Origin of the sequence: uncultured Sulfitobacter sp., from assembly GCF_947500075.1 — a bacterium.
Taxonomy (GTDB): Bacteria; Pseudomonadota; Alphaproteobacteria; order Rhodobacterales; family Rhodobacteraceae; genus Sulfitobacter.
On sequence record NZ_CANMQS010000001.1, the window covers coordinates 449,788 to 462,801 of the forward strand.

At 61.0% G+C, this 13,014-nt stretch carries 10 protein-coding genes; 4 read left to right on the forward strand and 6 right to left on the reverse strand.

Annotation, left to right across the window (positions count from 1 at the left end; translation table 11 throughout):
• Positions 1-34: 34 nt before the first annotated feature.
• The 4 genes from Q1A91_RS02210 (at position 35) to Q1A91_RS02225 (ending at position 6,034) form a co-directional block, all read left to right on the forward strand.
• Positions 35-1,153, forward strand: a complete 1,119-nt coding sequence (locus tag Q1A91_RS02210; RefSeq protein ID WP_299872201.1) for a GTP-binding protein — start codon at positions 35-37, stop codon at positions 1,151-1,153.
• A gap of 422 nt (positions 1,154-1,575) precedes the next feature.
• On the forward strand, positions 1,576-2,109 hold the full coding sequence (locus Q1A91_RS02215) for a hypothetical protein (protein WP_299872205.1): 534 nt from the start codon (positions 1,576-1,578) through the stop codon (positions 2,107-2,109).
• A gap of 62 nt (positions 2,110-2,171) precedes the next feature.
• A complete protein-coding gene (locus tag Q1A91_RS02220; RefSeq protein ID WP_299872208.1) occupies positions 2,172-3,953 on the forward strand; it encodes a hypothetical protein in 1,782 nt (593 codons plus the stop codon).
• Positions 3,950-6,034 (forward strand): S8 family serine peptidase, encoded by a 2,085-nt coding sequence (locus Q1A91_RS02225; RefSeq protein WP_299872210.1) that lies wholly within the window; start codon positions 3,950-3,952, stop codon positions 6,032-6,034. Before Q1A91_RS02220 ends, Q1A91_RS02225 begins: the two co-directional genes overlap by 4 nt.
• 50 nt (positions 6,035-6,084) lie before the next feature.
• Here the strand turns inward: Q1A91_RS02225 and Q1A91_RS02230 are convergent, their stop codons facing one another.
• The 6 genes from Q1A91_RS02230 to Q1A91_RS02255 all read right to left on the reverse strand — a co-directional run bounded on the left by Q1A91_RS02230 (position 6,085) and on the right by Q1A91_RS02255 (position 12,989).
• Positions 6,085-7,647, reverse strand: coding sequence for a trimethylamine methyltransferase family protein (locus Q1A91_RS02230; protein ID WP_299872212.1), 1,563 nt, complete (start codon positions 7,645-7,647; stop codon positions 6,085-6,087).
• Between the two features lie 189 nt (positions 7,648-7,836).
• On the reverse strand, positions 7,837-9,525 hold the full coding sequence (locus tag Q1A91_RS02235; RefSeq protein WP_299872215.1) for a Na/Pi cotransporter family protein: 1,689 nt from the start codon (positions 9,523-9,525) through the stop codon (positions 7,837-7,839).
• A 30-nt stretch (positions 9,526-9,555) separates the two neighbouring features.
• Complete coding sequence (locus Q1A91_RS02240) at positions 9,556-10,365, reverse strand: phosphodiesterase (RefSeq protein WP_299872217.1); 810 nt, start codon at positions 10,363-10,365, stop codon at positions 9,556-9,558.
• Positions 10,362-11,396, reverse strand: a complete 1,035-nt coding sequence (locus Q1A91_RS02245; protein ID WP_299872220.1) for an ABC transporter ATP-binding protein — start codon at positions 11,394-11,396, stop codon at positions 10,362-10,364. The genes Q1A91_RS02240 and Q1A91_RS02245 overlap by 4 nt, the downstream gene beginning before the upstream one ends.
• A complete protein-coding gene (locus tag Q1A91_RS02250) occupies positions 11,393-12,184 on the reverse strand; it encodes an ABC transporter permease (protein WP_299872223.1) in 792 nt (263 codons plus the stop codon). The genes Q1A91_RS02245 and Q1A91_RS02250 overlap by 4 nt, the downstream gene beginning before the upstream one ends.
• Before the next feature lies 1 nt (position 12,185).
• Positions 12,186-12,989, reverse strand: coding sequence for an ABC transporter permease (locus Q1A91_RS02255; RefSeq protein WP_299872226.1), 804 nt, complete (start codon positions 12,987-12,989; stop codon positions 12,186-12,188).
• Positions 12,990-13,014: the final 25 nt, after the last annotated feature.

The following is a 13,014-nucleotide window of genomic DNA, read 5'->3' on the forward strand; positions in this document are numbered from 1 at the left end:
ATTGCTACGTTATTACATATGCCAAGGAACCGCATTGACCTATATCTCCGACACCCCAACAGGCCCAGGCGGCGCATCTCGGCTGCCCGTCTCCCTGCTGACCGGGTTTCTGGGAGCGGGAAAGACGACCCTGCTGAACAGAGCGCTCTCGGATGCCGCCGCCGGGCAGATCGCTGTTATCGTAAACGAATTCGGAGAAGCCGGCCTGGACCATGACCTGATCGAAACGGCGGAGGACGACATCATCTTAATGCAATCCGGCTGCCTGTGCTGTTCGATCCGCGGCGACCTGTCCAACACCTTCGCAAAGCTGCTCGCCCGACGGGACGCAGGCATGCTCAGCTTCGATAGAGTTGTGATTGAAACAACCGGCTTGGCAGATCCAAGCCCGATCATGCAGACCTTCCTCATAGACCCCGTACTGGCGCGGGATGCGCGGATAGATGGTGTTGTCACCGTATTCGACGCGGTGAACGGCCCCGCCACGCTTGATGCCCAGTTTGAAGCGGTCTCTCAGGTGGCGCTCGCCGATCTGATCGTGCTGAGCAAAACTGACCTTGTGGAGGATCATGTGGCAGATCGGGTTGAAACGCGGCTGCGTGGCCTCAACCCGACAGCTGAGATCCTGCGATCTTCATGTGAAACCTTCCGGCCCGCCACCCTCTGGAACCTGTCTGCGATGCGCGAAAACGCAACGCAACAGCAGGCCATCGACTGGACAACCCCAAAACCGGTCAAAGACCCGCTGGCCAATCTCTCAGGCCTGTCCCCGCCCCCGGCCAGACAGGCCGAATTTACACCTCATGACACTGACATCACATCTATCTCCATCATCCTTGAAGAACCTCTCGACGATGCAGTCTTCGACACATGGTTCGATACGTTGATCGCCTTTAAAGGCCGTGACATCCTGCGCGTGAAGGGAATTCTGTTCCTCGAAGGCATTGAGACCCCTTTCGCGTTCCACGGGGTCCAACATATTTTCGACCCGCCCGTGCCACTGAATTCATGGGACGGCGATGACCGCCGTACCCGCATTGTGCTGATCGGACGCAATCTGAACCGCTCCGAAATCCAGCGCAGCCTCGATCTGCTGCATCTGGGAAAGCCACCAAACCAAACCCGCCAAGCGGCGACCACCTCCCAAGACTGATGCCCGCCCTCCGGGCGACGCCATCGCTTCCCCCGATTGCCGTGACCGGAGAGATACGTCTCGTTCCAATGCTCGACCCTGTATTCGATTCCCCTGAGAAGGACTGAGGCGGCGCATCAGCTTTTGGTTGCGACACGCGCTTTCGCCTCAACCAACAGAGCATCCGTCGGAGGGTGTTCTGCCACCCGAACCGACCAGTCCTCGCGCCAGAACCGTTGCCAACGGCAAAATCCAGCAAATCGCGAAAGTCAATTAAGTAACTATAATACCTAAATAAAAATGCGCCTTCGGGCAGGCGCGCAAAAAATATCCTTACCTTACGTAACCTATTAACAGAATTTTAACGGAGCTTTGAACGCCCCGATGATAGCTCCTGTTCATACCAGAGATGTTCTGTGACACGAGAGGGGAGTGGTTTAACAGTGAGCTTTTTTATCGCCATGCATAACCGGCGGGCTATGGCGAAATTAGATAACCCCCGCACGATCATAAGTGAGAGCAACGAATTTCTAATTGTTTCTCGATCGGGCGGTTGCAATCAATTTTTGAGTGTCTCCAATGCCGGAGCGTGTTCCGAGCTTGAGGTATCAGCGCCGGGGGGCTTGATACCTGAGTTCGGGATCTACGCAACGCTCGTGTTGCAGAACACCTTGGATGGTGACCTGTTCTTGGTTGAACAGGATCTCGCAAATGCCCCTTCCCATCCCGGCACCACGCTGGGGGGGGATGGGTATCTGCTTCTACGTCAGTCTGAAAACCAGATCACGCTCAGCGGCGCGGTCAGGGTGAAACAGTCAGACGAGGTATCAAGAGTAATGCCCCGGTGCGTGCCCTTCGACGAACCCGATCCCGGCGCGACCCTCTATGTGCATGCGACGTACCTTCCTTGGGAAAAGGAAATCCTGCCATCCCGGTTTTCAGACGGTGATGGCACGCCAATGCTGGTCCCAGAATGAACAAATACGCCCCCTTCCGGCCTGCCCAGCAGGCCCATGGCGCTTCACAGCCTCGTAGGAGTATGCTTAATCTCGACGGGGAAAGCCTGGTTCAGGCGAACGTGGGTGATGGATTTGGCGGGGACAGCCCAATGGGCAAAATGGATGGTCGCAATCCAAACCGGCTCAGCCTTTCCTTGGTTGGGAACTTCCAGCTCAGCGATCCTGACGGCGGCCCCTTGCGCATCAGTGAGAAAAAGGGCCGCGTTCTGCTGGCAATGCTGGCAACCGCCCGCGATCACCGGCGCTCCCGCGATTGGCTGAAATCGCGCATCTGGAGCCGGGGGCTTGAAGAACAGGCCAGCAACTCCCTGCGGCAATCCCTGCACGCGCTGCGCAAAGCACTCCACCCGTGGAATGACGCAGTGCAGGCTGATTACGAACATGTCTGGCTGGATAATGTTGACGTCTCCATGGACCCCGGCGATGACATTCGCGCCGTTTTCTTCGAAGACGCCCCCGTTCTGGACGAAGAAGCCGAAGACTGGTTGCGCGAGGAACGTCAGGCCTTTGCCGCCCGGCTCGAAGACGCCCGCACCACCATGGTCGAGGCTGGCCCGGCAACGATCATCGCGCCGGTCAGCTTCGAAGGGCCACCCTGCATCCTGATCGGCAATCCGGTCGTGATCACCGACGATCCCCACGCCCATGTCGCGGCCGAACGCATCACCGGTGCCATGCAGACAACATTCATGCAGAACGGGTTTGTCGAAACCTTCGATCTGCGTGATCTGGAAAGCAACCAACTCACCGGGCGCACCGCAGACGCGGTATCGCGCCCGCCCGTTCTGGTCGAAGTGCGCATTTCCGTCCTCGGTGAAGAATTGCAGGCCACGATCCTCGCCCGCGTTCCGGCCACCGGCAAGGTCATCTGGACCTCCTCCATCGGGACCGACCGCACCTCTGCCTATGCCGTCAATTCCGAAACGATGATGCAATTCGTGATGGGGGCCGTGGATTCCATCGAAGGCGTTGTCCTGCGGCAGCGGGACAGAGCGTCCAAGCCAACGCTGTACACCGCCGTGCATCAGCTCTTCGGCCTCTCCCGTTCGGGCATTCACGATTCCGAAGATATCCTGCGGCAATTCATCGGATCGGACTATTCCCCCAACGCCGAAAGCTGGCTGGCGTTCAGCGCAATGCTGCGCCGAAACGAAATTCGCGAACGCCAGTGCGACGCGGTGGAGGAAGCTGGCGCACATGTTGCCCGCGCGCTTGAGGCCGATCCCTCCAATGCCATCTCCCTTGCCATCGCCGGCCATTACGAAGGGTTTCTGCGCGGCGATCTGGAACAAGGCCGCCGCTTTATCGCCGACAGCCTGCGCGTGGTGCCCAACCTCGCCTTCGCCTGGGACGCCCGTGCGATGAATGCGATCTATTCCAATGACAGCACGCAAGGCGCACAGGCTGCTGACATGGCCCGTAACCTGGGCCGCTACAGCCCCTATCGGTTCTATTATGACACCTCCGCCATGATCGCCGCCACCTTGCAGCACCGCTACACAGATGCGATCCGCCTTGGACAGCGCGTGCTGTCCATCCGGCCCAGTTTTTTACCCGTTCTGCGCCACCTGTTTATCAGCCACGCAATGCTGGGCGAAGATGAACACGCCCGAAGTTATTTCAGACAAATCAAGACATTGGACAGCTCTTTCGGAACGCCTGAAATGGATGCCGATGATCACGCCCAGCGCTGCACCGAAAGCCTCGCCATGATCAAAAGCAGCCTGATGAAGGCCGGGTTGATCGAAGAAGCGGCCAAAGCAATTGGACAGGGCAAAGCCCACCGGGAGGACGCAAAGTGACCAAGACAAAAACAAAGACGAAAACCAAAACGAAGACAAAGACCAAAACCAAAACGAAAACAAAGTCGAATTCCGGTCAGGTTGACGGGTTGGGCTCTGTCTACAGCGCTTGGGTCGTCCGCGATCAGGAACACGTGCAGCGTCTGCACCAGAAGCTTCCGCAGTTGTTTGAGACAATCGGCCCGGATATCCCCGGACCGCCCCATTACACCGGCGATGGCCTGCGCGATGAACTGGCAGAGCTTTTGCGCCTGCAAGACCTGCCTGAGCGTCTGGCCCGCAAGGAACAGATCGAAGCCGAAGCCTCTGATATCATTCCTGAGTTTCTGTCGATCTATGAAGACACCTCCGGCACCTCCGTGAACCTGATCCGCTTGCTGGTGTTGTTGCAGGATGCGGGCCTCGCCCTCGCCTCGCACTACAAGGCCAAATACGACCGACCGCGGCCACATCTGATGGATCACGGGATCGACCCGCTGGTCACCCCTCCGAACCACGCAGCCTACCCCAGCGGCCACGCGACACAGGCGGCGCTGATCGCACATGGCATCGCGGAGGTCTTTGCGCACAATCCCGGTATCGTTGCCGAAGCCTTTGATGTCGCAGACAGAATTCGCGTGAACCGTGAATGGGCTGGCGTGCATTACGCCTCTGACGGCATTGCAGGCGCAGAGATTGCGCGCGCCGCCTTCAGTGACCTGCGGGAGATCTTCGACCCCCTCTTTGTCGCGGCAATCGAGGACATCCACGCCTATGACCCCGAACCCAGCCCTTTCCTCGGCCATGGCCCGGTGCGTGAGCGGATACCAGAACCCATGGCCCATCCGCTTGAGCAATGGTCGCTGTCCCGCCTCGGCATCAGCGCCGACAAGGGTAACCTGACCACCGGCGGCGCGGGGGTGCGTGTGGGTCTGGTTGACGGTCCCGTCGACATCACCCACCCGACGTTTGACCGCGAAGGCGGCCATGCCATTGATGCCGCCCTTGCCCAAACGCCTGACCCGGATGTCTGGGCAGCCTCCCCATCGGTGAAGAACAGCGACTATCCCCGCGCCCATGATGCCCGGATGGCCTTCAGCTCAAAAGGCGGCGCACATGGCACGGCCATGGGGGGCCTGATCGTCGGGCGTGCCACGGATGATGACAGCTGCCCGATCTGGGGCACCGCCCCGGAAGCATCGCTGCTGCCGGTCCGCGTCAGCACCCTGTTGGCCGACACCCATGCAAACCGCCTTGCCGTCGGGCGCGCCATTCTGGAAATCGCCTTTCGCGCGGACAGCCCGGCAGACCTGATCCTGGTCGGACCGCCCTTTGTCCGCCCTCCAGAAGACAGCTATTCCGCCGATTGGCCATTGGAAAACGACATTGCAGAATACGAAGGCCCCTGCGATCCGCTGGCCCTTGCCATCCTGTTGGCAGGCCAAAAGGTGCCGGTGGTGATCCCCTCCGGCAACGAAGGTACCAGCACCATCTCCTACCCCGGCGCGGCATCTGATTTCGAAAGCGTTTGCAATACCTTGTCGAGCGCGGAGGGCAGCAAGCTTGCCCGGGAGATGTTTGCCGACCTGCCGTTCAAGGACCTGAAAGATACCTTTTCATCCGCCGCCGCAAACGTGAATGCCAATGCCGAAGACCCCTTCCTCGGCACCGGGATCATTCTTGTTGGCGCATCCAAGCTGTCTGACAACACCGACAAATCCTCTGCCCTGATCCCGGCGGACTACAGCCAGTATGGAGCCGGATTGTGCTGCCTCTGCCCAAGCGACAGGGACGAAGACCCATCGCAAAAGCCGATCAGGGATGGTGTGATGCGCTACAACTACATTCCCGCGCCGGATATTCTGGGGCATGGCGGCTATGCGCAGGATCCCACCAGTCTGGTATCGCACCAGTCCGGGGATTACGGCTTTGGCGGCACCTCCGCTGCCAGCGCGCAGGCTGCCGGCCTGATCGCGAGACTGATCGAGACGCGGCGGGACCACAAGGACCCCGTCGACGGCCCGAGCATCCGCACAGTGCTGATCGAAACGCTCGGTGGCCAGTATGACGCCAAAACCGGTTACGGCTATCTGACCCTTTAGGGTCAGACCGGCGGCGTGGGGCAATACCAGGCAGGTGGCGAAACCCCTGCTCAGCTCTCTGGCGGCGCGCCGCCCTCTGCCGTGCGTTTCGCAATGAAGGCCTGAAGCTCACCCAAGCGCGCAGCATCCAGTCCCGGCTGCGCCTTGGCGTCCACAATCTCCCGCCAGACCTCTGTGGCCCGCGTGTTGGCGTCCTTGCTGCCCCGGTCTGTCCATGTTCCGAAATTGGCGTAATCATGCACGATGGGTTCATAGAACTGCGTATCATACCGCTCCATCGTCTGGGGTGCAGCAAAGAAGTGGCCCTGCGGCTCCACCGCACGGATCGCCCCTTCAAAACCAATCTCATCGGTCCCGGCCTGCGCGCCTGCACATAGCTCTGCCACCATGTTCAGCACTTCCGCATCCGTCACCAGCTTTTCATAAGAGACCGACAAACCGCCCTCCAGCCAGCCGCCGGCGTGGATGATCACCGTGGCCCCGGACATCAGACACCCCCAAAGGCCCATCTGGTTCTCATTGGCCGCCTGCACGTCATTGACGTTGGCGGCTGATCCTGCGGCCGATCGCCAGGGCAGCCCGATCTTGCGCGCCATCTGACCCGCAGCGAGCGAGGCCTGAAAATGCGAGGGCGTGCCAAAGGCAGGCGCGCCAGACTTCATATCAACGTTGGACGTGAACGTGCCATAACACACCGGCGCGCCGGGTTTGACCAGTTGCGTCAGCGTGATCGCCAGCAACGCTTCCGCATGGGACAGCGTGATCGCCCCTGCAACCGTAATCGGAGCCATCGCGCCCATCAGGGTGAAGGGCGTGACAATCGACATCTGCCCGTGACGGGCAAAGTCGATGAGCCCCTGCGCCATCGGAACATCCAGCGTGCGGGGGCTGTTGGTGTTGATGATCGTGTAGGTGTAGGGCGCGGCGGCAAACGCACCGTCCGACACACCGCGGTAATCCCGGATCATCTCAAAACAATCCATCACCTGCGGCGTGCCGCGCGAGAAGGTGAAGGGGAATTTATCGGACCACGTCAGCTGTGCCTCGGTTGTGAAGTAATGGCGCAGATGGGTGGCGACATCCTGCGGCTCCACCTGCGGAGAGACCATGTGGAATACGTCAAAGTGCTGCGTCAGTTGCAGGTACTCGATGTAGTCTGACGCAGAGCCGGGCCGCCGCCCACGCAGCAGATCGGTGGCATGCGGCGCGCCTGCGCCCGCCTGAAACACCAGACTGCCAAGCTCCAGCACCACATCGCGGTCGCGCCTGCCCGCCCGGCAGGTGATCGACTTCGGCGCAGTCTCCAGCGCAGCCGCAACGATGTCGCGCCCGACAAAGACCATCTCCTCCTCCACCCGCGCGCCTGCCTTGGCAAACAGATCGCGCGCCGCTGGCAACAGAACACGCATGCCCAACTCTTCAAGAATGCGCAGCGCGCTGTGGTGCATGTCCTCAACCTGATCGGGCGGAAAGACATCCATGCTGGGAAACGGATTGCGCAACTGGCGGTACTGCGTCTCGCGCAGCGGGCTGCTTGCCGCCTTGGCAGCAGCGGCGCGGCCACGGCGCCCGCCGTTTCGGCCCCGGTTCTGGCTCTGCGTCTCGGATATCATCTGTTCATGCTCCCATCGCCATGCCCTGCTGACTACAGGGCGATGGCGTACCACCCCGCACGGGGCGTGCCTGACCAGGGATATGCGCGCTCAGGTCACCGCCCGCCTTCACGCTACCTTATCCACCATGCCAAGCGCCAGTGACCTGCCTGCCCGATGCCCATCGCATCCTGAACAGCGCGCACGACCTCAGCCGCCGTCAGCCGTGCTCGACTTGGGCTTGGCAGAAAGACGGGTCGACAGCAGATCACCCGATCGCGCTGCAATCGGGCGGCCAATGGTTGCGAAAGCTGCGTTGATGTTCTTCAGCGTCAACAACGCATCCTGATGCAGCCGACTGGTTTCGAAACTGGCCGGAATGTTGTTCCGCAGCCGTGCAAGGTGTCTGTCCTGAAGTTTCTGTTCGGTCTTGCGCACCTTGTCCTTGGCCCGCAGCAACTGCCGTGCAGCGTCAGGCGCTCCGTTCATCAGAACACTCAGCGCAAGCTGCGCATTGCTGAGCACCCGGTCGTGAAAATCCACCAGATCCGCCCACCCATCTTCTGAAAACGCGAACCCCTCGGTGTTGAGCTGACCGGCCTGCACCACCAACCCCTGCGAAATCGCACCCGCTGCGGCTTCGAGGTTCAGCGCGATCGTGGCAAGTTCTCCGACTTTGCCCTGCTGTGCCTCTGACAGGCCTTCATGGTCCAGTTGTGCCAGAAAATGCTTGATGTCGGCATGCATCGCGCTGACGCTCTCGGCCTTTTCGGCAATCGCCTTTGCCGTCGGCGCATCCCAGGTCTCGAACAGCGCAATCGCAGAGCGCAGCATGCCCTCGGCCGCCTCGCCCATCTTCATGACCTCACGGGCCGCACATGCCAACGCGCTGGCAGGGCGTTTCAGCGTAGACGGATCAAGCGCAGAAATCTGCGAAAGCTGGTTCCCCCCGTCGGCGCGCTCCGGGAACAGGCGGATCGTGGCGGCGGCGATCCAGCCCAGAAACGGCAGGCAAAGCAGCGCAAGAGCCGCGTTGAAAACCAGATGCAGATTGATGATCTGACGCGTCGCGTCCGCCCCCAGCCAACTGAGGTTTTCCGCCCCCTTGGACAACAAAAACAGCACCAATGCCGCCCCGCCTCCACGCAGGACCAGATTGGCCACAACAATGCGCCGCGCCGTCAGCGGCGCCGCCAGCGTCAGCATATACGCCAGAAACGCACCGCCCGCATTGGCGCCCAGCACCATCGCCGCCGCCCCCGTTGGCGGCAGCAATCCCTGGCCTGCCAGCGTGACAAAGAACAACACCGCCGCAACCGATGAATGCACCGCCCAGGCAAACAGGCCCCCAATCAGGAACGACGTCAGGATATCGCGCCCCAGATACCCCATCACACTGGCCGTGGCAGGGTTTTCGATCAGCGGCCCCGTTGCGGTGCGGATCATCCCGAGCGAGACAAAGATCAGCGCAATCCCGATCATCATCCGCCCAAGCTGGCGCACCTCGTTCCGGTTGCTGCGCAAAAACAGGACAACCCCGACAAGCAGCAGCAGCGGGATCAGGAAATCCTGACGCAGCAACAGGATCTGCGACACGATGGCAGACCCCACATCCGCCCCCAGCAGGATCGCCATCCCCGCCAGCAGCCCAACCCCGCCCTTGGTGGCGAAGTTGGACACCAGCACCGCAACCGCCGTCGCACTTTGCAGACACAGCGCGGCCAGCACGCCACTGCCCATGGCCTGCATCCGGTTCGCGTTGGACCGGCGCAGGAAGCTGCGCAATTGGACGGAATAGGCACGCTCCACCCCGGTGCGCAAAAGGCGCACCGCCCAGATCAGCAGGGCGGCGGCACCAGCAATATGCAAGGCAAACAAGAGAAGGCTCGTGTCACCCATGGATCACCTCTTTCGCTCTGCCAGTGACGGTCAGTTGTCTGGATAGAACAGAAAGGGTCCCGGAAACAGCCCAACCGGAATGGTATGTGTCACGATCCCGCCCCGCACATCATGCAACAGGAACCCGCCGGGCTCCTGGGTAAGGCAGTTTGGTGCCCCTTCGCGCAGGTCCATGGTGACCGCATGGGACACCCCAGGCGCGATCTGACACATCACCGCACCAAACGGGGCCAGAATGTTGCGATGCACATGACCGCAGGTCAGCCGCAGCTCTCCGTCATATCCCGACAGGATTGACTGCAACGCCCGGCTGTCGCGCAGGTTCTGTATGTCCATCTTTTCTATGCCGGTCAGAAGCGGCGGATGGTGCAGCGCAACCATCACCCGCCCTCCCGGCCGTGCCGCAAGCGCGGTTGTCAGAAACGCCAGCGTGGTATCGCTGAGATGCCCATGGGCATGCCCCGCCACGCTGCTATCAAGCCCGATCACCGCAAGGTCGCCGAAGTCCGTGACCCAGTTGACCGGGCCCTCCTCGGGCATCCAGTCCTGATCGGCAAAACAGGCCTGCATCGTGGCAGCGTCATCATGGTTGCCCGGCACCGCCCGGTAGGGCATGTCCAGCGGCTCCATCAGACTGCGAAACCGCTGGTATTCCTCGGGCGTGCCGAAATCCGTCAGATCGCCGGTGACAATGGCCATATCAACGGGACCGATCTCGGGCAGGCTCCGGTTGATCGTCTCGACACATTGGGCAAGAGCCTCGGCGGTATCAACCTGCCCATAGGCCAGCTGCCCGAACGGGACGATATGCGGGTCAGAGATCTGGATAATCCGGGTCATGCACGTGCCGGGTCTTGGGGCAACAACATCAATGCTTCGGGTTTGATCCCGGCTTTGACCCTCTCCCCCACCCGCGGCGCGTTCTGGCCCGCGTAGATCGCGGCAAGCACATCCCCTGTGATGCCGGACAACCCGATGCGGTAATGGGTGCCCAGAAACGTCACCGTCTCAACCCGCGCCGTCAGGGGGCCATCTGCACTGATCTCAACGTCTTCTGCACGCACGAACACATCCTGCCCCGTGCCGTCCCCCGGCAAGGTCAACGCGCCGCCCGCAAGCTCCAGACGTGCCGCTTCACACCGCCCCTCAAGGCGCATGGCATTGCCCACAAACCCCGCAACAAAGGCCGACTTGGGATTGCGATACAGGTCCTCAGGCGTCCCGCTCTGCACCACCTGACCGCTCGACATGACCGCCACACGGTCGGCAATCGCCATGGCTTCATCCTGATCGTGGGTGACGAAAATCGCCGTGATGTCGAACTCCCTCAACAGCACAGCCAACTCATCCCGCAAGGCCTCCCGCAGGGCCGCATCCAGCGCCGACAAGGGCTCATCCAGCAACAGCAACCTTGGTCTTGGCGCAATCGCACGGGCCAAGGCCACGCGCTGCCGCTGGCCGCCCGACAGCGCATCAATCGCGCGGCCGGCAAAGGCCTGAAGCTGGCACATCTCCAGCACTTCGGTAACGCGGGCGTCAATCTCGCTCTTGGGCAGCTTCTGCATCTTCAGCCCGTAGCCGATGTTGGCCCGCACCGACATGTTCGGGAACAAGGCGTAGGACTGAAACACCATCCCCACCTTCCGCCGTTCAACAGGCAGACTGGTGACGTTGTCGCTGTCAAACCAGATCTCACTGCCCGCATCCGGCGTCTCAAGCCCCGCAATGATCCGCAACAGCGTGGTCTTCCCGCATCCAGACGGCCCCAGAAGCGAAACGATCTCCCCCCGATCAACGCTCAACTCGGTCGGCAGCAGCGCCCGTGTCCCATCCGGGTAGGTCTTTGCGGTATTGGTCAGTCGAAGTGTCATTTGGCGATCCTTTGCGCACGCGCAGACGCCCATTGCATGGCCATCAAAAGCGGAACGATGATGATGAAAAAGACAAGCGTATAGGCAGACGCAATCTCCAGCCGCATGGAGGCATAGCTGTCCGCAAGGCCCACCGGCAAGGTCTTGAGGTACGGGGTATGCAGCATCCATGTCAGGTTGAACTCACCCAGCGACAGCGTCACAACCGTAAGCGATCCTGCCAGAATACCGGGCATGGCATTGGGCACCACGATATCGCGAAACCTCTGCCATGGCGTGGCCCCCAGCGATGCTGCACCCTCTTCCAATGTCTTGAGGTCCATCGCCGCCAGCACCGCAAGGATGGAGCGCACCATGAACGGCAATGTATACAGCACATGCCCCACCAGAATGAAGGTCCAGGACGCCCTGAACCCCTTCATGGAGCCGTAAAGCTGAAGCAGCGCCAGCGCCAGCGCAAGACCCGGCACCGCCAACGGCAGAGAGATGAACTCCTCCAGCAACCGCGACAGCCAGCCGGGGTGGCGCGCCAGCCCATATGCGGCAGGCAGCCCGATGATCAGCGTCACAACAAGGCACGCCAGCGCCAGCCGGATCGACAGAAAGATACTGTCGGCATAAAGCTCCCAGACCTGATAGATCCACTTCAGGGTCAAACCGGAGGAAATGCCCTGAAAGTAATTCACCGTAAGCCCCGCCATCACCGACAGGATCGTGGGCACCAGCAGGAATGCGCAGGCCAACAGGGTGACCGCCAGTTGCAGGATTTTCGCTTTTGATCGGAACATGTCAGCCCCCCGCCGCAACGGTTGCGCCTGACAGGCTGCGCGCGATCAACAACAGCACCCAGGTCACCAGACCCAGCACGATGGACAGCGCTGCCGCCATCGCGATGTTCGCCGACAGCGTGAACTCCGTATAGATCACCATCGGGATCACATCGATGTCCGTGGCCAGCGTGAACGCCGTGCCGAACGCGCCCATCGCTGTGGCAAAGGCAATGGCACCAGAGGCAATCAGCGACGGCATCAACCCCGGTATGATCACGTCAATCACCACTCTGAAAGGCGATGCACCCATGGTGCGGGCCGCCTCCTCCAGTGCGGGATCAAGTTTTTCTGCCGCGGCCATGACCGTCAGCAACACCCGCGGGATCGAAAAATAGAGATAGCCCAGAAACAGTCCCACCACCGAATAGGCAAAGACCACATGGCCCGGCGTCAACTGGTTCACCAGCCCTTGACGCCCCCCCAGCAGGATGATCAGAAACCCGATCACAACGCCCGGAAAGGCCAGCGGCAGCGTCAGAACCGACAACAGGATGCCCCTGCCCCGAAACTGGTTGCGCAGCAGGAACATGCCCGCCGTCGTGGACACCGCGAGCGCCGCAAAGGTCGTCGCCAAAGACACCAGCACCGTCAGCACAAGCGTGTTGAGGTAGCGCGGCTTGCGCAGAATATCGAGATAAACCGCCCAGCCCGCATCCCCCTCACCCGATGCCAGAAACAGCCGCACCAGCGGCAGCGCAAGAAACGCCAGCGAAAAGATCAGCAGCGGCGTCAGACACGCCAGCACAAAAGTTCGGTTGGACATCAGCGCATCAAGAGCCGGGCATATG

What these genes read in the sequence shown, in the direction of transcription:
- Q1A91_RS02235 (WP_299872215.1), bottom strand. Translation starts at nt 9,525, where the DNA reads ATGGGTGACACGAGCCTTCTCTTGTTTGCCTTGCATATTGCTGGTGCC.
- Q1A91_RS02240 (WP_299872217.1), bottom strand. Translation starts at nt 10,365, where the DNA reads ATGACCCGGATTATCCAGATCTCTGACCCGCATATCGTCCCGTTCGGG.
- Q1A91_RS02230 (WP_299872212.1), bottom strand. Translation starts at nt 7,647, where the DNA reads ATGATATCCGAGACGCAGAGCCAGAACCGGGGCCGAAACGGCGGGCGC.
- Q1A91_RS02255 (WP_299872226.1), bottom strand. Translation starts at nt 12,989, where the DNA reads ATGTCCAACCGAACTTTTGTGCTGGCGTGTCTGACGCCGCTGCTGATC.
- Q1A91_RS02250 (WP_299872223.1), bottom strand. Translation starts at nt 12,184, where the DNA reads ATGTTCCGATCAAAAGCGAAAATCCTGCAACTGGCGGTCACCCTGTTG.
- Q1A91_RS02245 (WP_299872220.1), bottom strand. Translation starts at nt 11,396, where the DNA reads ATGACACTTCGACTGACCAATACCGCAAAGACCTACCCGGATGGGACA.
- Q1A91_RS02220 (WP_299872208.1), top strand. Translation starts at nt 2,172, where the DNA reads ATGCTTAATCTCGACGGGGAAAGCCTGGTTCAGGCGAACGTGGGTGAT.